General features: G+C 53.7%; 19 protein-coding genes, 6 tRNA genes, 1 other RNA gene and 2 pseudogenes. 11 read left to right on the top strand and 17 right to left on the bottom strand.

Annotated elements, in window-relative coordinates; all coding sequences use genetic code 11:
- Nucleotides 1-31: 31 nt before the first annotated feature.
- From crr to cysZ, 6 genes are all read right to left on the bottom strand, one after another.
- On the bottom strand, nucleotides 32-535 hold the full coding sequence (gene crr, locus D8B20_RS12280) for a PTS glucose transporter subunit IIA (protein WP_145889135.1): 504 nt from the start codon (nucleotides 533-535) through the stop codon (nucleotides 32-34).
- Nucleotides 536-577: 42 nt separating this feature from the next.
- Nucleotides 578-2,305 (bottom strand): phosphoenolpyruvate-protein phosphotransferase PtsI, encoded by a 1,728-nt coding sequence (gene ptsI, locus D8B20_RS12275; protein WP_145889134.1) that lies wholly within the window; start codon nucleotides 2,303-2,305, stop codon nucleotides 578-580.
- Between the two features lie 159 nt (nucleotides 2,306-2,464).
- On the bottom strand, nucleotides 2,465-2,722 hold the full coding sequence (ptsH, locus tag D8B20_RS12270) for a phosphocarrier protein Hpr (RefSeq protein ID WP_007889063.1): 258 nt from the start codon (nucleotides 2,720-2,722) through the stop codon (nucleotides 2,465-2,467).
- Between the two features lie 170 nt (nucleotides 2,723-2,892).
- Entirely contained in the window at nucleotides 2,893-3,087 is a 195-nt protein-coding gene (locus D8B20_RS12265) for a hypothetical protein (RefSeq protein ID WP_145889133.1), read from the bottom strand.
- An 18-nt stretch (nucleotides 3,088-3,105) separates the two neighbouring features.
- Nucleotides 3,106-4,077: a cysteine synthase A gene (cysK, locus tag D8B20_RS12260; RefSeq protein WP_145889132.1), complete on the bottom strand. Its 972-nt coding sequence runs from the start codon at nucleotides 4,075-4,077 to the stop codon at nucleotides 3,106-3,108.
- Nucleotides 4,078-4,217: 140 nt separating this feature from the next.
- Nucleotides 4,218-4,979, bottom strand: coding sequence for a sulfate transporter CysZ (cysZ, locus tag D8B20_RS12255; RefSeq protein WP_145889131.1), 762 nt, complete (start codon nucleotides 4,977-4,979; stop codon nucleotides 4,218-4,220).
- 217 nt (nucleotides 4,980-5,196) lie between these two features.
- Here cysZ and zipA point away from each other — a divergent pair, with 217 nt between their 5' ends.
- From zipA to D8B20_RS12240, 3 genes are all read left to right on the top strand, one after another.
- On the top strand, nucleotides 5,197-6,213 hold the full coding sequence (gene zipA / locus D8B20_RS12250; protein ID WP_145889130.1) for a cell division protein ZipA: 1,017 nt from the start codon (nucleotides 5,197-5,199) through the stop codon (nucleotides 6,211-6,213).
- A 69-nt stretch (nucleotides 6,214-6,282) separates the two neighbouring features.
- The gene (ligA, locus tag D8B20_RS12245) at nucleotides 6,283-8,301 is read left to right on the top strand and encodes an NAD-dependent DNA ligase LigA (RefSeq protein WP_145889129.1); all 2,019 of its coding nucleotides are present in this window, start codon (nucleotides 6,283-6,285) and stop codon (nucleotides 8,299-8,301) included.
- Between the two features lies 1 nt (nucleotide 8,302).
- Nucleotides 8,303-8,521, top strand: coding sequence for a DUF3820 family protein (locus D8B20_RS12240; protein ID WP_145889128.1), 219 nt, complete (start codon nucleotides 8,303-8,305; stop codon nucleotides 8,519-8,521).
- Nucleotides 8,522-8,551: 30 nt separating this feature from the next.
- On the opposite strand, the gene D8B20_RS12235 is transcribed toward D8B20_RS12240, so the two are convergent.
- Entirely contained in the window at nucleotides 8,552-9,553 is a 1,002-nt protein-coding gene (locus D8B20_RS12235) for a bile acid:sodium symporter family protein (RefSeq protein ID WP_145889127.1), read from the bottom strand.
- 100 nt (nucleotides 9,554-9,653) lie between these two features.
- Here D8B20_RS12235 and D8B20_RS12230 point away from each other — a divergent pair, with 100 nt between their 5' ends.
- Nucleotides 9,654-10,574, top strand: a complete 921-nt coding sequence (locus tag D8B20_RS12230; protein ID WP_145889126.1) for a LysR family transcriptional regulator — start codon at nucleotides 9,654-9,656, stop codon at nucleotides 10,572-10,574.
- Here the strand turns inward: D8B20_RS12230 and D8B20_RS12225 are convergent.
- From D8B20_RS12225 to D8B20_RS12200, 6 genes are all read right to left on the bottom strand, one after another.
- A complete protein-coding gene (locus D8B20_RS12225; protein WP_315901031.1) occupies nucleotides 10,571-10,933 on the bottom strand; it encodes a FlxA-like family protein in 363 nt (120 codons plus the stop codon). The genes D8B20_RS12230 and D8B20_RS12225 overlap by 4 nt on opposite strands.
- Nucleotides 10,934-11,125: 192 nt before the next feature.
- Nucleotides 11,126-11,261: non-coding RNA, RtT sRNA (locus D8B20_RS12220), on the bottom strand.
- Between the two features lie 44 nt (nucleotides 11,262-11,305).
- Nucleotides 11,306-11,381: transfer RNA gene (locus D8B20_RS12215), tRNA-Lys, on the bottom strand.
- 4 nt (nucleotides 11,382-11,385) lie between these two features.
- Nucleotides 11,386-11,461: transfer RNA gene (locus D8B20_RS12210), tRNA-Val, on the bottom strand.
- A gap of 41 nt (nucleotides 11,462-11,502) precedes the next feature.
- A tRNA-Val gene (locus D8B20_RS12205) sits at nucleotides 11,503-11,578 on the bottom strand.
- A gap of 43 nt (nucleotides 11,579-11,621) precedes the next feature.
- A tRNA-Val gene (locus tag D8B20_RS12200) sits at nucleotides 11,622-11,697 on the bottom strand.
- Nucleotides 11,698-11,970: 273 nt separating this feature from the next.
- Here D8B20_RS12200 and gltX point away from each other — a divergent pair.
- Nucleotides 11,971-13,392: a glutamate--tRNA ligase gene (gltX, locus tag D8B20_RS12195; RefSeq protein WP_145889125.1), complete on the top strand. Its 1,422-nt coding sequence runs from the start codon at nucleotides 11,971-11,973 to the stop codon at nucleotides 13,390-13,392.
- 78 nt (nucleotides 13,393-13,470) lie between these two features.
- Here the strand turns inward: gltX and D8B20_RS12190 are convergent, their stop codons facing one another.
- Together D8B20_RS12190 and D8B20_RS12185 are read right to left on the bottom strand one after the other, a co-directional pair.
- Nucleotides 13,471-13,824 carry a YfeC-like transcriptional regulator gene (locus tag D8B20_RS12190; RefSeq protein ID WP_145889124.1) on the bottom strand — a complete coding sequence of 118 codons (354 nt, stop codon included), beginning with the start codon at nucleotides 13,822-13,824 and terminating at the stop codon, nucleotides 13,471-13,473.
- Nucleotides 13,825-13,935: 111 nt separating this feature from the next.
- Nucleotides 13,936-14,724 (bottom strand): formate/nitrite transporter family protein, encoded by a 789-nt coding sequence (locus D8B20_RS12185; RefSeq protein WP_145889123.1) that lies wholly within the window; start codon nucleotides 14,722-14,724, stop codon nucleotides 13,936-13,938.
- Nucleotides 14,725-15,075: 351 nt separating this feature from the next.
- Here D8B20_RS12185 and D8B20_RS12180 point away from each other — a divergent pair.
- The 6 genes and pseudogenes from D8B20_RS12180 (at nucleotide 15,076) to D8B20_RS12160 (ending at nucleotide 17,240) form a co-directional block, all read left to right on the top strand.
- Nucleotides 15,076-15,151 (top strand) — tRNA-Ala (locus D8B20_RS12180).
- Between the two features lie 44 nt (nucleotides 15,152-15,195).
- Nucleotides 15,196-15,271: transfer RNA gene (locus D8B20_RS12175), tRNA-Ala, on the top strand.
- A 495-nt stretch (nucleotides 15,272-15,766) separates the two neighbouring features.
- Nucleotides 15,767-16,294 carry a DUF2778 domain-containing protein gene (locus D8B20_RS12170; RefSeq protein WP_145889122.1) on the top strand — a complete coding sequence of 176 codons (528 nt, stop codon included), beginning with the start codon at nucleotides 15,767-15,769 and terminating at the stop codon, nucleotides 16,292-16,294.
- Nucleotides 16,263-16,526, top strand: coding sequence for a hypothetical protein (locus tag D8B20_RS12165; protein WP_145889121.1), 264 nt, complete (start codon nucleotides 16,263-16,265; stop codon nucleotides 16,524-16,526). The genes D8B20_RS12170 and D8B20_RS12165 overlap by 32 nt, the downstream gene beginning before the upstream one ends.
- Before the next feature lie 271 nt (nucleotides 16,527-16,797).
- Nucleotides 16,798-16,920: pseudogene (locus tag D8B20_RS22065) on the top strand (STM2901 family protein); the annotation flags it as partial.
- Nucleotides 16,914-17,240, top strand: coding sequence for a DUF1493 family protein (locus D8B20_RS12160; RefSeq protein ID WP_145889120.1), 327 nt, complete (start codon nucleotides 16,914-16,916; stop codon nucleotides 17,238-17,240). The pseudogene D8B20_RS22065 and the gene D8B20_RS12160, both read left to right, overlap by 7 nt.
- A gap of 123 nt (nucleotides 17,241-17,363) precedes the next feature.
- On the opposite strand, the pseudogene D8B20_RS12155 reads toward D8B20_RS12160, so the two are convergent.
- Nucleotides 17,364-17,812: pseudogene (locus D8B20_RS12155) on the bottom strand (integrase core domain-containing protein); the annotation flags it as partial.
- Nucleotides 17,813-18,050: 238 nt separating this feature from the next.
- Nucleotides 18,051-19,241, bottom strand: a complete 1,191-nt coding sequence (locus tag D8B20_RS12150; protein WP_145889119.1) for a NupC/NupG family nucleoside CNT transporter — start codon at nucleotides 19,239-19,241, stop codon at nucleotides 18,051-18,053.
- Nucleotides 19,242-19,458: the final 217 nt, after the last annotated feature.

The raw sequence follows: 19,458 nt of genomic DNA, 5'->3' as shown, positions 1-19,458 counted from the left end.
CGGGTGCCGTTTTCTATGCTGCAGATGCTGCTTATTTTCTGATGCGGATAACCGGGGTTTCGCCCACGGTAACCTGACCGGAGAGTTTAGTCAGCTCTTTGATCTCGTCCATGTTCGAGATCACCACCGGAGTCAGTGTCGATTTGGCTTTCTCTTCCAGCAGTGGCAGATCAAATTCAATGACCACGTCGCCTTTTTTCACTTTCTGGCCTTCTTCAGCGATGCGTTTGAAGCCTTCGCCTTTGAGTTCAACCGTATCGATACCGAAGTGAACAAACAGCTCGATACCGTTATCAGACTCGATTGAGAAAGCATGGTTAGTTTCAAAAATCTTGCCGATGGTGCCATCTACCGGGGCAACCATTTTGTTGCCGGACGGTTTGATCGCGATACCATCACCGACGATTTTCTCCGCAAAAACCACATCAGGTACGTCTTCGATATTCACGATTTCGCCTGACAGAGGCGCAACGATATCAATAGTCCCTGACGCGCTCTCTGATTTTTCGCCAAAAAGTTTAGAAAACAAACCCATGATCTTCTCCTAAGCAGTAATTTGGGGCCAGCGTCTCGTGGATCAGCAGAGCGTTTTTTCTTTGATGAACTTGTTGACCAGGTTCATCAAATCTTCCGCTGTGGGTTGAGCCAGAGCCTGCTCTGCCAAAGCCTTCGCATCTTCGAAATTGGTATTACGAATGATTTTCTTGATGCTCGGGATTGAAATGGCACTCATGCTGAATTCGTCCAGCCCCATTCCCAGTAACAGTAGTGTAGCACGTTCATCACCCGCCAGCTCACCACACATGCCGGTCCATTTCCCTTCGGCATGTGATGCGTCGATCACTTGCTTAATGAGGCCCAGTACAGACGGCGTCATTGGGTTATAGAGGTGTGAAATCAAATCATTACCACGATCGACTGCCAGAGTATACTGCGTCAGGTCGTTTGTCCCAATACTAAAGAAGTCGACTTCTTTCGCCAGATGGCGGGCAATCACTGCCGACGCCGGCGTTTCTACCATGATGCCCACTTCAATGGACTCATCGAACGCTTTACCCTCTTCGCGCAGCTGTGCTTTCAGCGTCTCCAGCTCGGCCTTGAGGAAACGCACTTCTTCAACCGAGATGATCATCGGGAACATAATGCGCAGTTTGCCAAACGAAGAGGCACGCAGGATCGCGCGCAGCTGAGCGTGCAGGATCTCTTTACGATCCATCGCGATGCGGATGGCACGCCAGCCGAGGAACGGGTTCTCTTCTTTCGGCAGGTTCATGTACGGCAGATCTTTATCACCGCCGATGTCCATGGTACGGACGATAACGGCCTGGGAGCCCATTGCTTCCGCCACCGCTTTATAAGCCTGGAACTGCTCTTCTTCCGTGGGCAGCGAATCACGATCCATGAACAGGAATTCAGTGCGGTAGAGACCCACGCCTTCTGCGCCGTTGCGCTCGGCACCCGCCACATCACGCACGGTACCGATGTTGGCGCAGACTTCGACCTGATGCCCATCCAGCGTAATCGCCGGCAGATCTTTCAGCTTCGCCAGCTCGTGTTTTTCGGACAGATACTGCGTCTGAATCGCTTTCAGCTCTTCCTGTACGTCGTCCGTCGGGTTGACGTAAATTTTGTTGTTCACGCCATCCAGAATCAGGAAATCACCGTTCTTAACGGTGGCGGTGACGTTACCGGTGCCGACAATCGCAGGCAGCTCCAGGGAACGCGCCATGATCGAGGTGTGTGAAGTGCGGCCACCCAGATCGGTAATGAAGCCCAGCACCTTTTTCAGGTTCAGCTGAGCGGTTTCGGATGGCGTTAAATCTTTGGCCACCAGAATGGATTCGTCGGCAATCGCGCTCAGGTCAACGATATGCAGGCCGAGGATGTTTTGCAGCAGGCGCTTGCCAATGTCACGTACGTCAGCAGCACGCTCCTTCAGATACTCGTCGTCGAGTTCTTCCAGCGCTTTGGCCTGACCGTCAACCACGGAATAGGCAGCGGCGTCAGCGGTTAAGTGATCTTTTTTAATCAGGTCGATGATTTCCTGCTCAAGCTCTTCGTCTTCGAGCAGCATGATGTGGCCTTCAAAGATCGCCGCTTTCTCTTCACCGAAGGTTTCACCGGCTTTGATACGGATCGCTTCAAGCTGTTCAGCGGCTTTGCTGCGGCCTTCAAGGAAGCGCGCCACTTCCTGCTCAACCTGATCGTCAGAAATCTTTTTGCGGTTGATGACGATCTCGTCTTCCTTCAGCAGCAGTGCTTTGCCGAAAGCGATACCCGGTGATGCTAAAATGCCTGAAATCATAACCCTACCTTTTAATCACGATGGCTCATTGACCCAATGCGTTGCCACTGTCGCGGAGTAGTACTCTAAGGAAGCAATAACGCGGACAGGTTGTCCGCGATCAAGATATTTGCACTCAATGGGGCAAAGGAGTCGGTTTACTTGCGTGCCTGAGCGGAATTACTCCAGCTCAGCCATCAGCTTGACCAGGTGCTCAACAGCCTGCTGCTCATCTTCACCTTCAGCAGACAGCGTCACCACTGTGCCCTGGGTCAGACCCAGCGTCTGCAGCTTGAACAGGCTTTTTGCGCTGGCGGATTTGCCATTAGAGGTAACAGTGATTTCTGACTGGAAAGCCTTGGCTTCTTTAACGAACTGAGCGGCAGGGCGGGTATGCAGGCCGTTAGGTGCGGTAATGGTAACTTCTTGCTGGAACATGCTGTTTCCCCAACTTTATCAGGTTTGGTGTTATGGATCTAAAGTCTAGCCTGGAGCCGTCACTTTAGCCTCTGCAGGTGCGCTGGTGTGGCATCACGCTGACCAAAAAATGCGCTTGAATCCGTCAATGTGGGCAGATCAAAAACTGAACTGATGTGCCACGCAGGTAATTATGCCGTGATTCGCCGTTCCACCAAATCAGTAAATCGATTCAGCTTGATCCACTTCAAAGGCGGATTAATTTCAGGCACCGAAATAATTGGGAGCTTAAATACCAGAGCCGTATCACTGAAATCAATCTGCCGGGTGATGAAAGTGAGATCTGCACCACAAAAAAGCACCCGTCCGGGTGCTTTTTTCGGCATTTTCGGACTGTGCCGCCGTTACTGCTGGAGCTCTTTTTCCGTGAACAGATCGGCAAACAGCGCGGTACTGAGGTAACGTTCGCCGGAAGAGGGCAGGATCACAACAATCGTCTTGTTGGCAAAGGCTTCATCTTCCTGCAGCTTCAGTGCAGCTGCGACGGCAGCACCGGAAGAGATACCGGCCAGAATGCCTTCTTCTTCCATCAGCTGGCGTGCGGTATTAATGGCTTCGTCATTGGTGATCGCGACCACGCGATCGACCAGTTGCAGATCAAGGTTACCCGGAATAAAGCCTGCGCCGATGCCCTGAATTTTGTGCGGGCCGGGTTTGATCTCTTCACCCGCCATCGCCTGCGCGATAACCGGGGAGTCGGTGGGTTCTACCGCGACAGTGATCAGCTCTTTCTTGCCTTTGGTATTTTTAATGTAACGGCTCACCCCGGTCAGGGTACCGCCGGTGCCGACACCGGCGATAAACACATCCACTGCGCCATCGGTATCTTCCCAGATCTCCGGACCGGTAGTCTTTTCATGGATTTCCGGATTGGCCGGGTTGCTGAACTGCTGCAGCAGAACGAATTTGTCCGGATTGCTGGCCACGATCTCTTCGGCTTTAGCGATAGCGCCTTTCATGCCTTTTGGCCCTTCGGTCAGCACCAGATTAGCACCCAGCGCCTTCAGCAGCTTGCGACGCTCAATGGACATGGTTTCCGGCATGGTCAGCGTCAGCTTGTAGCCGCGCGCGGCGGCGACATAGGCCAGCGCGATACCGGTGTTGCCGCTGGTGGGCTCAACCAGCTCTACGCCCGGCTTCAGAATTCCGCGTTTTTCTGCATCCCAAATCATATTGGCACCGATGCGGCATTTGACGCTGAAGCTCGGGTTACGCGACTCGACCTTCGCCAGAATGCGTCCATTACCGATGCGGTTCAGTCGAACCAGCGGCGTATGACCGATAGTCAGCGAGTTGTCTTCATAGATCTTACTCATAGCCCGTCCTTAACTGTATGAAATATTGGGAACCCTCAGAGCATACCTGTTCTGACCCGGCGCGGAAGGAAAGAAATCGTATATCTATATAGCCTGCAACCATAAGCCTTGCACAAAAATGCATAAGGCGGCGTGATGCTTTAACGATGGCGGGCGTGCTGGGTGCGATAGCGATCGACCCACATCGCGGTGGCACCGCATACCGCAACCGGCATGATTGCCAGGTTCACTATCGGGATCATGGTGAACAGACTGACCATGGCACCAAATTGCATGTTGGCAGTTTTATGCTGCCGCAGCGCGGTTCGCATCTGCGGGAAGCTCACTTTGTGGTTATCAAACGGATAGTCGCAATACTGCACGGAGAGCATCCAGGCACTGAACAGAAACCACAGCACCGGCGCAACCGTCTGCCCGAACCCGGGAACAAAGTACAGCAGCAGCAACCCCAGCGCGCGCGGTAAATAGTAGCCAAGCTTCTGTAATTCCCGTTTCATGATGCGCGGGATGTCTTTCAGCATGCTGGCCCAGCCGCTGTCGGGCAGCGGTTTGCCGGTAAGGCGCCCCTCTAATTGCTCCGCCAGCAAGCCGCAAAACGGCGCGGCAATCCAGTTGGCAATAGTAGAAAAGAAATAGCTGAACACCAGCACGATGGAGATCACCGACAGCGGCCACAGCAGATAGCTCAGCCACTGCAGCCAGGCGGGGACGTGCGTCATCAGGGCCGGAATCCATTCCCCCAGCCGCTGAAACAGCCAGAGGAAGGCGCCACCCAGCAGCAGCATATTGACCAGCAGCGGGACGATGACGTAGCGGCGAATACCGGGCAGGCGTACCAGCTTCCAGCCTTCGGCAAAGTAGTGAATACCATTGAATGATGAGACTGCATGCTGTGCGGTCATAACGGGCCTTTCTCCTGAATGTAGCGGCGCAAACATCATAACCTGGCTTTTTATCGGTGGCAGGCGCACTTTGCGCGAAAAAACAGCAAAAAAGCGTGGGGCAGCTATCTTATTTGTCAGAAAATACTGCACAGGCTTGCACTTGTGTAGCAGGGCAAATACAGTTAGAGGATAAAGTTTGCCGTGGTGGCAAGGTATTGGAACAACAGAGAATACAATGATGCAGGATTTGCGTCTGATATTAATCGTTGTTGGCGCGATCGCCATAATAGCGCTGCTTCTTCACGGACTGTGGACCAGCCGTAAAGAGCGCTCTTCTGTGTTTCGCGATCGCCCGCACAAACGTCTGAAACAGCGCGAAGAGGCAGAGGATGATCTGCTGAGCGAGGAGGACGACGGCGTCGGTGAGGTGCGGGTCCGCCGTCATCACGATGCCGACGATGCGCCACACTTTGATGCGCCTGTAGCGAAACCGGCCGCTCCGCGTAAGCCGGATGCGCCACGTCAGCCGTTCCCGCGCCAGGAAACGTCCTTTACCGGCGATCCGCTTCTGGATAACGAGCCGCAGCAGCCCGCGCCGCAGCCGAAGCCGCAGCCAATGCCACCTCAGCCGGCACCTGCAGCGCAGCCAGCCCCGCAGCCGCAACCCGTTCCCCAGCCGCAGCCGGTGCAGGCCGATCCGCTACTGGATAACGATCCCCTTTCTGCCATCCAGCCTGCGCCTGAGTTTGCAGCCGCTGAAGAGCCGGATGACCTGCAGCACGCTCCCGCGCCGCGCGCGAGCGAAGCTGCACCGCAGCAGCCCGCTGCACCCGGCAGTAAAAAAGAAGCGGTACTGGTGCTGCATGTGGCTGCCCACGCCGGGGGGGTTCTGAACGGCGAAGCGCTGTTGCAGGGCATTCTGCAGGCAGGATTCCAGTTCGGCGAGATGAACATTTTCCATCGCCATCTCAGCCCTGCCGGCAGCGGCCCGGTGCTGTTCAGCCTGGCGAATATGGTAAAACCAGGTTCGTTCAATCCGGATGAGATGGGGGATTTCACCACCCCGGGCATCTCCATCTTTATGATGGTGCCGTCGTATGGTGACGCGAATCAGAACTTCAAGCTGATGCTGCAGTCGGCGCAGCGCATCGCTGACGATGTCGGCGGCGTGGTACTGGATGATGAACGGCGCATGATGACGCCGCAGAAGCTGGAAACCTACAAAGCGCGTATTCGTGAGGTTATTGGCTAAACGCGGCTGATAGCGAACAACATTAACTAAACCCCCGCTAGTCGGGGGTTTTTTATCGGATGAGACAGTATGAAATCGGTTCAGGAGCACATCACCGCACTGCGTACCTCGTTACGTCACCACGAATATCTTTATCACGTGATGGATGCGCCGGAAATTCCGGACGCCGAATACGACCGGTTGATGGCGCAGCTGCGTGAACTGGAGCAGGCGCATCCGGATTTGATTACGCCGGATTCGCCCACTCAGCGCGTCGGTGCCGCGCCGCTCACCACCTTTGAGCAGGTGCGCCATGAAGTGCCGATGCTCTCTCTCGACAATACCTTTGACGAAGCCGGTTTTCTGGCCTTCAACAAGCGTGTGCAGGATCGCCTGAAAAGCAGTGATGAACTCACCTACTGCTGTGAGCTGAAACTGGATGGCCTTGCCGTCAGCCTGCTGTATGAAAACGGACTGCTGGTGCGTGCCGCCACGCGCGGTGATGGCACTACCGGTGAGAACATCACCGCCAACGTCCGCACCATTTACGCCATTCCGCTGCGGTTGCAGGGCGATAACATTCCGGCGCGCCTCGAAGTACGGGGTGAAGTGTTTATGACGCAAAGCGGCTTTGAAAAGCTCAATGAGGAAGCGCGTCGCACCGGCGGTAAAGTCTTTGCCAACCCGCGCAATGCGGCGGCCGGCTCGCTGCGTCAGCTCGATCCGCGCATTACGGCGAAGCGTCCACTGACCTTTTTCTGCTACGGTTTTGGCCTGCTGGAAGGCGGGGAAATGCCCGGCAGTCACTGGCAGCGTCTGCAGCAGTTCAGGGCGTGGGGGTTGCCGGTAAGCGATCGGATCCGTCTGGTGCATACCGCCGAAGAGGTACTGGCGTTCTACCGCCAGGTTGAGCAGGATCGCCCGTCGCTCGGCTTCGATATTGATGGCGTGGTGATCAAAGTTGACTCTTCAGCGCAGCAGGCGCAGCTGGGCTTTGTCGCCCGCGCGCCGCGCTGGGCCGTGGCATTTAAATTTCCGGCGCAGGAGCAGATGACGGTGGTGCGCGACGTGGAGTTTCAGGTTGGACGCACCGGCGCGATCACGCCGGTAGCCCGACTGGAACCGGTGCAGGTCGCCGGCGTGGTGGTCAGTAACGCGACGCTGCATAACGCCGATGAAGTTGCGCGTCTTGGCCTGCGCATCGGCGATAAAGTGGTGATCCGCCGCGCCGGTGATGTGATCCCGCAGGTGGTTAACGTGGTGGAATCGGAACGCCCGCAGGACACGCGTGAGATTGTTTTCCCCAGCCATTGCCCGGTGTGTGGTTCAGATGTAGAGCGCGTCGAGGGCGAAGCGGTCACGCGCTGCACCGGCGGCCTGATTTGCGGCGCGCAGCGTAAAGAGGCGCTCAAGCATTTTGTTTCCCGCCGCGCGATGGACGTGGATGGCATGGGCGACAAGATTATCGACCAGCTGGTGGAAAAAGAGTATGTCAAAACGCCGGCGGACCTGTTCCGCCTGACCGCCGGGAAGCTGACCGGATTGGATCGCATGGGGCCGAAATCGGCACAGAACATCGTCGATGCGCTGGAAAAAGCGAAGCTGACCACGCTGCCACGTTTCCTTTATGCGCTGGGTATCCGCGAAGTGGGTGAGGCCACAGCGGCTAACCTGGCCAACCATTTTGGCGATCTGCAAAAGGTCATGGACGCCGATCTGGAGGCGCTGATTGCGGTGCAGGATGTGGGTAAAGTGGTGGCCGCCCACGTGCGTAACTTCATGGAAGAAGAGAGCAACCGCGAAGTCATTCGCCAGCTGACGGAGGAGGCAGGCATCCACTGGCCGCAGGTCGTGGCGGTGAAGGCAGAAGAGATCGACAGCCCGTTTGCCGGCAAAACCGTGGTGCTGACCGGTTCGCTGTCACAGATGAACCGCGATGACGCCAAAGCCCGGCTGACAGCGCTGGGAGCAAAAGTCAGCGGCAGCGTCTCAAAGAAAACCGATCTGCTGATCGCCGGGGAAGCCGCCGGCTCCAAGCTGGCTAAAGCGCAGGAGCTGGGCATTGCGGTGATTGACGAAGCCGAGATGATTCGCCTGCTCGGAGCCTGAGATGGATAAGCAGCAGCTGGTTGAGATTGCCAACACGGCAATGCCGTTTGGTAAATACAAAGGACGCATGCTGATTGATCTGCCTGAAGAGTACCTGCTGTGGTTCGCGCGTAAAAACGAATTTCCGGCCGGTAAGCTGGGCGAACTGATGCAGCTGACGCTGGCGATTAAAACAGAAGGGCTGCAGGCGCTGGTGAAGCCGCTCAGGCGTTCGCTATAAAAGCAGGCCCGCGGATGCGGGCCTGATAATTTATGACTTCTGTGCTTCTGCCGGCTGCTTCGCCAGAATCTTTTCATTGCCGGCTTTATAGCGCTGCGCAATGAACGAACAAATCATCAGCTGAACCTGGTGGAAAATCATCAGCGGCAGGACAATGATCCCCACTGCGCTGGCCGGGAACAGAATATTTGCCATCGGCACACCGTTCGCCAGGCTCTTTTTCGAACCGCAGAACAGCACCACAATTTCATCGGCACGGCTGAAACCAAACAGGCGTGAAGCGCTGACGTTAATCAGCAGGGCGATAAACAGGATCAGCACGCTGCCCGCCAGGATCCACAGCAGCGTATCGACGCCGACGCGATGCCAGATGCCATTCACCACTGCTTCACTGAACGCCGAATACACCACCAGCAGAATCGATGTCTGATCGGTTTTACCTATCAGGCTGCGATGCTTTTCCACCCAGCCGCCAATCCAGCGGCGTGACAGGTGCCCAATCACAAAGGGAACCAGCAGCTGCAGCATGATTTTGCCAATCTGCTCCAGACCGTTGCCCGGCGCATTGCTGTGCACGTTCATCACCAGATTAACCAGCAGCGGGGAAACAAACACGCCCAGCAGGCTCGAAGCGGAAGCCGCGCATACTGCTGCCGCCACGTTGCCGCCCGCCATTGAGGTAAAGGCGATAGAGGACTGCACGGTCGCCGGCAGGATGCATAAATAGAGGAAGCCGGTATAAATTTCCGCACTCACGTTTACCGGATGCCACCACACCAGCAGCATTCCCAGCAGCGGGAAAATAACGAACGTGCTGCACATAATCCACAGATGCAGGCGCCAGTGGCTGCTGCCGGCAATAATTTTATCGCGCGATAATTTTGCGCCATGCATGAAGAACAGCAGGGCAATCGCCGCCGTCGTGAGGTATTCGAAAAAGTCGACAAAGCCGCCTTTGGCCGGGAAAAAACTGGCCAGCAGCACGGTGATGATGAGTTTGATCATCATCGGGTCGAGTCGAAAAAAGCCCATTGTTAAAATCCGGTTAAATGAAAAGAAACAGCTGCTGATTGTGCGCCAGCCGGGTTTAGAAATAAAATTGATTTATTGCATTATTCTATGAGCATAATCGATGAATTATACATTGCGCCAGTTACGCACCTTTGTGGCAGTGGCCCGGCATGGCAGCTTCAGTCAGGCCGGACAGGCCATTGGCTTGAGTCAGTCGGCGGTCAGCCACAGCATCAAAGAGCTGGAAGGGGAGATGGGCGTACGTCTGCTGGATCGCACAACGCGTGAGGTGATGCTGACCGAAGCCGGCCAGCAGCTGGCCACGCGGCTGGAGCGCCTGCTGGAGGAGCTGAACACCAGCGTGCAGGATATCCGCAGCTATGGTGAGCAGCGCAGCGGCACGGTGCGCGTGGCCGCCAGTCAGACGCCATCGGCCCATCTGATGCCCCAGTGCCTGGCCAGCAGCCAGCAGCGCTATCCGGAGATTCGCGTAATTCTGCACGATCGCGTTCAGCAGTGGGTGCTGCAGAGCGTGCGTAACGCCGAAGTCGATTTTGGTATTGTCATCGGGCCGCTGCATGACGCGGATTTTGACAGCGAAGAGATTTTACAGGAGCCGTTTTTGCTGCTGTGCCATCAGGATGATGCACTGGCGCAGGTGGCACAGGCGCAGTGGTCGATGCTGGCGGGGCGTCGCCTGGTGTTGCAGGATTACGCTTCAGGCAGCCGGGTGCTGGTGGATGCTGCTCTGCGGCAGCTGGCGCTAGATGTGGAAGTGGTGCAGGAGATTGGGCATCCGGCCACGCTGTACCCGATGGTTGAAGCGGGAATTGGTATCAGCATTTTGCCCGCGCTGGCCTTGCCGCTGCCTTCCGGTCGCCGGCTGACGGTGCGGCGACTCTATCCGGAAATTAATCGCAGCCTGATGTTAATCAAGCGGAAGAACCGTTCGCTGACGCCCGCGGCAGAAGCGATTTGGCAGGAAGTGCGTCAGCAGGCGCTGCTGCTGACGCAGGATCGCTCGCGCAATCCGGCTTTTTAAACGTAAACGTTAATCTGGTTGGTACCCGTCGGACGGTTAACGCCGTCGGCTTTTATCTCAGCAACGTCTTTTTTCTCCTGCTTCTGTTGTGCTTTTTCGCTTTCCTGCTGCTGCAGCTGTTTGATTTGCGCCTGCAGCATCTGGATTTGCGCGTTGATAGACTCCTGTTTTTGCGTGCGCTGTCGCTCGGTCAGGCTTTTATCTTTCGCGATATCTTTCAGTTCATCATTCAGGCTGGCGATTTGCTTGGTCAGGCTGGCAATTTTTGATGCGCTGCTGTCTGCACTGCTGCTGCTGCCCGACGTGCTGCTGCTACTGCTGCTGCCAATCGCGGTACTGGTGGAAATGGTGGTCATCATGATCTCCTTGCAAATGTGCCTTTCTGTTATCGGAAGCACAGCGGCAGGACTTGATGCCACAAAACGTTAAGTTTGTGAAAAGGTTATGGCAGGGTTTGGATAATGGGGCAGGGTGACAGATTCTCCTCCTGCACCAGCGACTGCGGCGCGCAGAAACGAAAAAAGCGCCCTGAGGGCGCTTTTCTCTGAATCTGGTGGGTCGTGCAGGATATGCCGCGGCCCATCCCGGGCCTTGCCCTGCGGGTGATGCTGACGCATCAGCCTGAATCGCTCCCGGCGATTCAGTCGAACCTGCGCAGGTTCTCATCCTGCACCAGCGACTGCGGCGCGCAGAAACGAAAAAAGCGCCCTAAGGGCGCTTTTCTCTGAATTTGGTGGGTCGTGCAGGATTCGAACCTGCGACCAATTGATTAAAAGTCAACTGCTCTACCAACTGAGCTAACGACCCGAAGTGGTGGGTGATGACGGGCTCGAACCGCCGACCCCCTCCTTGTAAGGGAGATGCTCTACCAACTGAGCTAATCACCCACTTCGGTACTGCTTCACAAGAGTGTCATCTGACTAAGATATGGTGGGTGATGACGGGCTCGAACCGCCGACCCCCTCCTTGTAAGGGAGATGCTCTACCAACTGAGCTAATCACCCATATCTTATCTCTTGTTCACTGCGGGCCGCTCTTGCTTAAGAGTGGTGGGTGATGACGGGCTCGAACCGCCGACCCCCTCCTTGTAAGGGAGATGCTCTACCAACTGAGCTAATCACCCCCGCTGTGTGGAGTCGCATTATAGGGATCCTTCGAAGTGAGTCAACGCTTTTTAAAACTTAAATGTGCGTTCGCTTTAAATTTAGGCATCATGCAGCGCTTTTAGCCAATATGCTGGTTTTATTAGCAGAAAAAGGCGTTTCCCGGCGTGGCGTCGCCGCGACAGTGATTGAGGAATCAGCCTCACCTGCTAGAATGTGCGCACTGTTTTTTCGCGTTAACCCGTTTTTTTGTCATCCAGACAACGAAACCTGCGCATTTAAGGCAATGCTGAATGAAAATCAAAACCCGCTTCGCACCCAGCCCGACCGGTTACCTGCACGTCGGCGGTGCGCGTACTGCTCTTTACTCCTGGCTCTATGCGCGTCACAACAAGGGCGAATTCGTCCTGCGTATCGAAGATACCGATCTGGAGCGTTCCACCCCGGAAGCCATTGAAGCCATCATGGATGGCATGAACTGGCTGAGCCTCGACTGGGATGAAGGCCCGTACTACCAGACAAAACGTTTTGATCGCTATAACGCTGTGATCGACGAAATGCTGGAAGCTGGCACCGCATATAAATGCTACTGCTCGAAAGAGCGGCTGGAAGCGCTGCGTGAAGAGCAGATGGCAAAAGGTGAGAAGCCGCGTTATGACGGCCGCTGCCGTGACAGCCACGATCATCATGCCGCCGATGAACCCTGCGTTGTGCGTTTCCGCAACCCGCAGGAAGGCTCGGTCATCTTTGACGATCAGATTCGTGGCCCGATTGAGTTCAGCAACCAGGAGCTGGATGACCTGATTATCCGCCGCACCGACGGTTCACCGACCTATAACTTCTGCGTTGTGGTGGATGACTGGGATATGGGGATCACGCACGTGATTCGCGGTGAAGACCATATCAACAACACGCCGCGTCAGATCAACATCCTGAAAGCGATCGGCGCAGAGGTGCCAACCTACGCGCACGTTTCCATGATCCTCGGTGATGACGGGAAAAAGCTCTCCAAACGTCACGGTGCGGTTGGGGTGATGCAGTACCGTGATGACGGCTACCTGCCGGAAGCGCTGCTCAACTATCTGGTCCGTCTGGGCTGGTCGCATGGCGATCAGGAGATCTTCAGCGTAGCGGAAATGGCCGAGCTGTTTACCCTGGATGCGGTCAGCAAATCTGCCAGCGCCTTCAACACGGAAAAACTGCAGTGGCTGAACCATCATTACATGACGACGCTGCCGCCAGAGTACGTTGCGACTCAGCTGCAGTGGCACATTGAGCAGCAGAAAATTGATACCCGTACCGGTCCGGAACTGGCGAAGCTGGTTACGCTGCTGGCCGACCGCTGTAAAACGCTGGTGGAGATTGCCAGTTCCTGCCGTTACTTCTATGAAGAGTTCGACGCTTTTGATGCGGATGCGGCGAAAAAACACCTGCGTCCGGTTGCGCGTCAGCCGCTGGAAGTGGTGCGCGACAAGCTGGCCGCCATTAGCGACAGCGACTGGAATGCAGAGCACGTCCATCAGGCGATTCAGTCCGCAGCCGATGAGCTGGAGCTGGGCATGGGCAAAGTCGGTATGCCGCTGCGCGTAGCGGTCACCGGGGCAGGGCAGTCGCCGGCGCTGGATGTAACCGTTGAGGCCATCGGCCGCAACCGCAGCGTGGCGCGCATTGAGAAAGCGCTGGCGTTTATTGCAGAGCGCGAAGCGCAGGCCTGATGCCGCCGCTGCCGCCTGTCCGGCGGCAGCCACCGCCTTCAGCAACAAAAAAGCCGGAAGCACACGCTTCCGGCTTTTTTATTCTTCCTGGATTCCCAGTCTTTCCAGTACGCCCCTGATCCCTTCCCGCAACAACAGTGCCGCCAGTTGTTCCTGTTCAAGCGTCGTCATTTGCTGGACAGAATTTATTAATAACGCAGGTAACGTATTTTGCTGAGCACCGTAATTAGCCGCCGGTTCGTTCGCGTGGCGGGTGGACTGAATAAAGCTTTTTACGCGCTCATCAATGTGAATCAACCGCGCCTTACCGCCCTGTACACCGGGCTTGGGCGTGGTTGTCCAGTTTTCACGCTTGATCCATTTATTCACCGTCTGCCGACTGTAGCCCGTTTCCAGCGCGAGCTCTTCGGGGGTTAGCCATTCCTTTTTCACGATGCTGTCCCTGTTAAATACATTAGCTCTACATATTACAACAAAACGTTACGGGGAAAAGTAATCCGGGCAGAAAATGCTATTTACCGCGTCATAAAAGACATCTCTGGACTACTGAGCTTCGCTCACCGCCGGCTGTTCCGGACGAAAAGCGAGGAAATAGGTCAGTCCGACAAAGATCGCGCCGCCGACACCATTGCCTAAAAACACCGCCACCGCGTTAGGGGCAAACTCTGCCCAGCTCATCTGACCGGCAAAAATAGCGGCGGGCACAATAAACATATTGGCAATTACGTGCTGGAATCCAATCGCCACAAACGCCATGACCGGGAACCACATGCCAAAAATTTTACCGACCATATCTTTACTGGCGAAGGCCAGCCACACCGCCAGGCACACCAGCCAGTTACAGCCAATGCCAGAGATAAACGCATGCAGGAAGTCTGCATTCACTTTGGCATGGGCAATGGCCACGGTTTTCTTCAGATAATCGCCTTCCGTCATGCCCAGCAGGTGCCCGAAGAACCATGCTACCGCAACGCTGCCGATAAAATTGGCGACGGTAACCCAAAACCAGTTTCGCAGGACGCTAAAACCGCTGATGCGCCGCGCAAACCAGGCGATAGGTAACGTCATCATATTACCCGTCAGCAGTTCTCCGCCAGCCAGTACCGTCAGGATCAGGCCGACCGGGAACACGGCGGCACCGAGGAAAGCGGAAAACGAGCCCCATTCCGCCGGAAGCTGGTTAATCACGTGCAGATCAAGCAGGAAGCCAGTAGCAATAAAGGCCCCGGCCATAAAGCCAAGAATTAATAAGGTGGATACCGGCAGGCGGCTTTTGGCCACGCCGGACTGAATCGCCAGCTGGGCGATCTCTTTAGGTGTATGCAGCGACATAATTCACTTTTCTTTTATTAAACAAGGGGGAAGTGCTGACCGGTTAACAATGTGTGACCCTGGAGAGGTAACCGGTTAATTAGCGCGCTAAGTTTTACACGCACCTTTAACGAAAACAAGCCTGGCGCTAACATCTTTAACCTGAATTTAACCCGTTTCCGCGCCTGGTTGAGAAGAGGTTGAGTGATACGCAGGTAGCCCACGCCGGAAACGGTGAAAAAAAAGCCATTGCGACACAGGGTTGCCGCCTTTTTCAGCGATCGAACACAGAACAGGAATTTGCCGTTGACACTCAAACAGCGGTCTCATATTATGCCGTCCGTCGGGTTAACCCGGCGGTTTTTTCGGTACGGGGCTATAGCTCAGCTGGGAGAGCGCTTGCATGGCATGCAAGAGGTCAGCGGTTCGATCCCGCTTAGCTCCACCAAACCGCACCCAACGGTTTGAACTGAAAAAACGATTTCCAGACGTGGGGGTATAGCTCAGCTGGGAGAGCGCTTGCATGGCATGCAAGAGGTCAGCGGTTCGATCCCGCTTATCTCCACCAAATCTTTATTCCCTTCTCATTCCGAGAAAGGAAATTTCCGTAAAAAGTCACTTTACTCATTAATTGCCGCAGATTTGTTAGTGGGCGATTTGAGAGTCTGGCATTCCTGTGGTCTGTAGTTAAGTAGCTCGAACAAATAGCGGTTCCCAACGCGAAAGCTAATGACGCACCTCCGTCTCAAAACACTTCTTACAAAACAGTATAATCACACGCATTTAAGCCCGATGTGCGGTCTTACACGGCCCCTAAACAGGTTTATGGTGGTAATGCTCCGGTAGCTACAGATCCGGCTCTGCCAGCGTCTCAGCCACGCTCCCGCAGGGGTACACGGTAATCCTGATAAGGTGTAATCACTCTGACAGATGAGAAAATCGCTACGCTCCGCTTGTTGTCTTACCACCAACGGGGCTTATTGGCATCTATTGTCTTTTGGTAATGAGGCTTTATGATAAATCCATCTTATCTTTAGGCTAGCTAAAGTAGAAGGAGCCAGACGTGGCATTAAAAGGAAAATTTACTGTTAATGATGCAGACTACTCACCACTGCTCATGTATGGAATAGGGACGTTTATGGCGTTCTCTGGCAATGGTGAATACCGTAATCGTGCAGGATGTATAGCAGTTCCCGATAATGGGCCAATACCTGACGGGCTATATCACAACGTTAAACGCCCTACTGGTGGATGGAAAGGTGTTGTCAGAACTGACTTACACGATTTCTACTCATGGCCCACTTCAACGCCCGTTATCAAGTACGAATGGTTTGCACTCTATCGTGACGATGGAAAGATAGACGATCATACCTGGATAGATAACGTAGAAAGGGGTAATTTTCGCCTTCACCCTCGCGGCCCTCTTGGCATTTCTTTAGGTTGCATCACCCTTCAGCACAGAACGGACTTTACAGCTATACGGCAAGCATTGCTCTCTACACCGCAAGTGAAATTACGCAATGGGCTGATGTCGTTTGGAACAATCGAGGTGGTTTTAAATGGAAGCAAAACGTGTCCCAACGGGGTTTAGAATCCTGATCGGTGTGACTATTTTTGTTATTACATTCTTGATAGCCAGGCCCTCAGACCCATCAACGCCAGGACAGCAACAATTCTGGATTGCAGTGGCTAAAATGTTTGGTCAGCGTGACATTGAAGGTTTTGTAGGAATTGGGTTGTTAATGATTTGCACTGTAATAACCATCCTTGGGTATCAAATTATTGTTAGGGTGATTGAGAAGAAGATAAACGCTAAGAAATGAATGCGGACAGCCGAAATATCATATTTAACAAGTTTACAGTGGGGAATAATTATGAGTCTCCGTGTTAAAGAAACTAAAAATGAAGTTCGTTCTTTATATTTAAACTGGCCAGGCAGACGTGAAAATGGCCCTGCCAAAAGCATGTATTTTCAAGCGGATGCCACCGGCTGAATATGAAAAACTATATTATCAACGGCTCAGAAGTGTCTGGATTATCCGTGGCGATTCATATTAAAATTTTAAAGCCGATGTACGTTAACAATTTAGGGCTTTCGTAGGCAGAACTGTCCCTGTTACAGGTTGGGTGCTACTGGCTAATGATTTTTCTCAAATCACATATAAAACCGTAGTGACTTACAATCGTATTGCTCGGGTTGATGACAAGGTATGGTGACAGATAATGAAGTGCTCACTTTTTTTCAGGATGAACTACCTATTTTAGGTTGGCTCCCAACAAAGGATAATGCAGTGGGTTTTGATGATGTTTTGCAAGATTACACTGAGCAAGAGGATTTACTCATATCTATAGAGAAATTCGGGGAAAAGTTTGATATCGATTTATCCAGGATGGATATTGATTGCTATTTCCCGTGGAAAACCCCGTGGTTTTTTAGAAAGTGGTTTACTAATAAACCCATTATCCAGACTAAAAAACCTCTAACAGTAAAATTGTTTGCTGATTCAGCAAAGGCGGGGAAGTGGTTGTACGAGTAAAAAATTGTAATTATTTATCTTAAATATCTCTGTGGAATAAATGAAAAGATTTGCAGTCAAGTTTGAAGATATCACATATGGATTTATTGAGAAGTGACCTGCCCCCAGTATTAGATACAACGCTCAGTTAGTCATGTCGGTTTGTTTACCTTCTAATTTCCATTTCTCCAGCTTGCTGCAAATTCAGCCGGCGTCTGGCATTTCAGTGATGAATGAGGTCTGGACTCGTTATAGTCCTGCCGCCAGTCATTAATGATTTTCCGGGCATGAAGAATATTGCTGAACCCGTGTTCATTCAGGCATTCATCCCGAAAGCGACCGTTGAAACGCTCAACAAATCCGTTCTGCGTTGGCTTACCTGGCTGAATAAGTCGCAACTCCACACCATGCGCAAAGGCCCATTGATCGAGTGCGCGGCAGGTAAACTCCGGGCCCTGATCAGTTCTTTTTGTTGCCGGATAGCCTCGAAAGAGCGCGATGCTGTCCAGAATACGCGTGACCTGAACGCCTGAAATACCGAAAGCAACGGTGATAGTCAGACACGCCTTCGTGAAATCATTCACATAAGTCAGACCTAATATCGCGGTGTGTTAATCACCGGGGAGCAGGTCATCGACGGTGTCGTTGATACGCGTATTCCGCACCTGAGTGCCCAGATGGACTTACGGCTGAAATTGATCGAATGCTTACCGGAAGGAACAGCGGGCAGCAGGGCGGGTTTGCCGTATCAGCAGAATCAGTGCAAAAGCGCGGCGCGACGGAACAGACACCGCGTAGCAGAGAAGGGCAGGCCGCAGCCTGCCCGGCACATCAGAATGCCAGTACCAGACCGGCGATCGCTGCAGACAGCACGCTCACCAGCGTAGAGCCGTACAGCAGCTTCAGACCAAAGCGGGACACCACGTTGCCCTGCTCTTCGTGCAGGCCTTTAATGGCGCCCGCCACAATGCCGATGGAGGAGAAGTTAGCGAATGACACCAGGAACACCGAAAGGATCCCTTCCGCATGCGGCGAGAGCTGACCGGCGATCTTCTGCAAATCCATCATGGCGACAAACTCATTCGACACCAGTTTGGTTGCCATAATACTGCCAACCTGCAGCGCTTCCGCCGAAGGCACGCCCATCACCCAGGCAAACGGATAGAAGACATAGCCCAGCACGCCCTGGAAGCTGATGCCGAAGATGAAATCAAACAGCGCGTTCAGGCCGGAAATCAGGGCGATAAAACCAATCAGCATGGCGGCAACAATGATAGCGACCTTGAAGCCCGCCAGGATGTATTCACCCAGCATCTCAAAGAAGCTCTGTCCTTTATGCAGGTCCTGCAGCTGCAGATCTTCTTCGCTGTCGACGCGGTAGGGGTTAATCAGCGACAGCACGATAAAGGTGCTGAACATGTTAAGCACCAGCGCAGCCACCACATATTTAGGCTGCAGCATGGTCATATAGGCACCAACAATCGACATCGAAACCGTCGACATCGCGGTTGCCGCCATGGTGTACATGCGGCGCTGCGACATTTTGCCGAGAATATCCTTATAGGCGATAAAGTTTTCTGACTGTCCCAGAATCAGAGAGCTGACGGCGTTAAAGGATTCCAGCTTGCCCATGCCATTCACTTTTGACAGCACTGTCCCGATGCCGCGAATCACCCACGGCAGAATGCGGAAATGCTGCAAAATACCGATCAGGGCAGAAATGAAGACGATGGGGCATAAAACATTCAGGAAGAAGAAGGCGAGGCCTTTTTCATTCATGTTACCGAACACAAAGTTCGTGCCTTCCCCGGCATACTTCAGCAGGTGGTCGAACAGGCCGGCAAACCCTTTTACGAAGCCGAGGCCCGCTTCAGAGTTAAGGAAGAACCACGCCAGCAGGACTTCAATGATCAACAGCTGAACGATGTAGCGAACCCGGATGCTTTTACGATCGTGACTGACCAGTAACGCCAGCACGGCTACCACCACCAACGCCAACAGGAAGTGCAAAATATGGGACATATCGGCTCCAAATTTGAGGAGGGTTGTATTTTGCTGCGTATTCTATGTAACGCGTTACGTAAAAACGAGATCAAACCCGCAATATAAGTATTCAGTATCGCCTTTTTTCTCAGAATAGTCTCAGCCCTCACAACCTGTTCACAAATGCTTCACAACAAATATCCATAAAGCGATTGTCTATAATTTGAGCCGGGAGTAGAGTGAGGCGGTTGCACAT

This window comes from Candidatus Pantoea soli (assembly GCF_007833795.1).
GTDB lineage: Bacteria > Pseudomonadota > Gammaproteobacteria > Enterobacterales > Enterobacteriaceae > Pantoea > Pantoea soli.
Note: the sequence above shows the minus strand (reverse complement) of the source record. Positions and strands in the feature narration are given on the sequence as shown.

What these genes read in the sequence shown, in the direction of transcription:
- cysK (WP_145889132.1), bottom strand. Translation starts at nt 4,077, where the DNA reads ATGAGTAAGATCTATGAAGACAACTCGCTGACTATCGGTCATACGCCG.
- cysZ (WP_145889131.1), bottom strand. Translation starts at nt 4,979, where the DNA reads ATGACCGCACAGCATGCAGTCTCATCATTCAATGGTATTCACTACTTT.
- ptsI (WP_145889134.1), bottom strand. Translation starts at nt 2,305, where the DNA reads ATGATTTCAGGCATTTTAGCATCACCGGGTATCGCTTTCGGCAAAGCA.
- D8B20_RS12185 (WP_145889123.1), bottom strand. Translation starts at nt 14,724, where the DNA reads ATGTCGCTGCATACACCTAAAGAGATCGCCCAGCTGGCGATTCAGTCC.
- D8B20_RS12230 (WP_145889126.1), top strand. Translation starts at nt 9,654, where the DNA reads ATGAATTATACATTGCGCCAGTTACGCACCTTTGTGGCAGTGGCCCGG.
- D8B20_RS12150 (WP_145889119.1), bottom strand. Translation starts at nt 19,241, where the DNA reads ATGTCCCATATTTTGCACTTCCTGTTGGCGTTGGTGGTGGTAGCCGTG.
- D8B20_RS12225 (WP_315901031.1), bottom strand. Translation starts at nt 10,933, where the DNA reads ATGATGACCACCATTTCCACCAGTACCGCGATTGGCAGCAGCAGTAGC.
- crr (WP_145889135.1), bottom strand. Translation starts at nt 535, where the DNA reads ATGGGTTTGTTTTCTAAACTTTTTGGCGAAAAATCAGAGAGCGCGTCA.
- D8B20_RS12235 (WP_145889127.1), bottom strand. Translation starts at nt 9,553, where the DNA reads ATGGGCTTTTTTCGACTCGACCCGATGATGATCAAACTCATCATCACC.
- ptsH (WP_007889063.1), bottom strand. Translation starts at nt 2,722, where the DNA reads ATGTTCCAGCAAGAAGTTACCATTACCGCACCTAACGGCCTGCATACC.
- D8B20_RS12240 (WP_145889128.1), top strand. Translation starts at nt 8,303, where the DNA reads ATGGATAAGCAGCAGCTGGTTGAGATTGCCAACACGGCAATGCCGTTT.
- D8B20_RS12165 (WP_145889121.1), top strand. Translation starts at nt 16,263, where the DNA reads ATGGAAGCAAAACGTGTCCCAACGGGGTTTAGAATCCTGATCGGTGTG.
- gltX (WP_145889125.1), top strand. Translation starts at nt 11,971, where the DNA reads ATGAAAATCAAAACCCGCTTCGCACCCAGCCCGACCGGTTACCTGCAC.
- ligA (WP_145889129.1), top strand. Translation starts at nt 6,283, where the DNA reads ATGAAATCGGTTCAGGAGCACATCACCGCACTGCGTACCTCGTTACGT.
- zipA (WP_145889130.1), top strand. Translation starts at nt 5,197, where the DNA reads ATGATGCAGGATTTGCGTCTGATATTAATCGTTGTTGGCGCGATCGCC.
- D8B20_RS12265 (WP_145889133.1), bottom strand. Translation starts at nt 3,087, where the DNA reads ATGCCGAAAAAAGCACCCGGACGGGTGCTTTTTTGTGGTGCAGATCTC.
- D8B20_RS12160 (WP_145889120.1), top strand. Translation starts at nt 16,914, where the DNA reads ATGGTGACAGATAATGAAGTGCTCACTTTTTTTCAGGATGAACTACCT.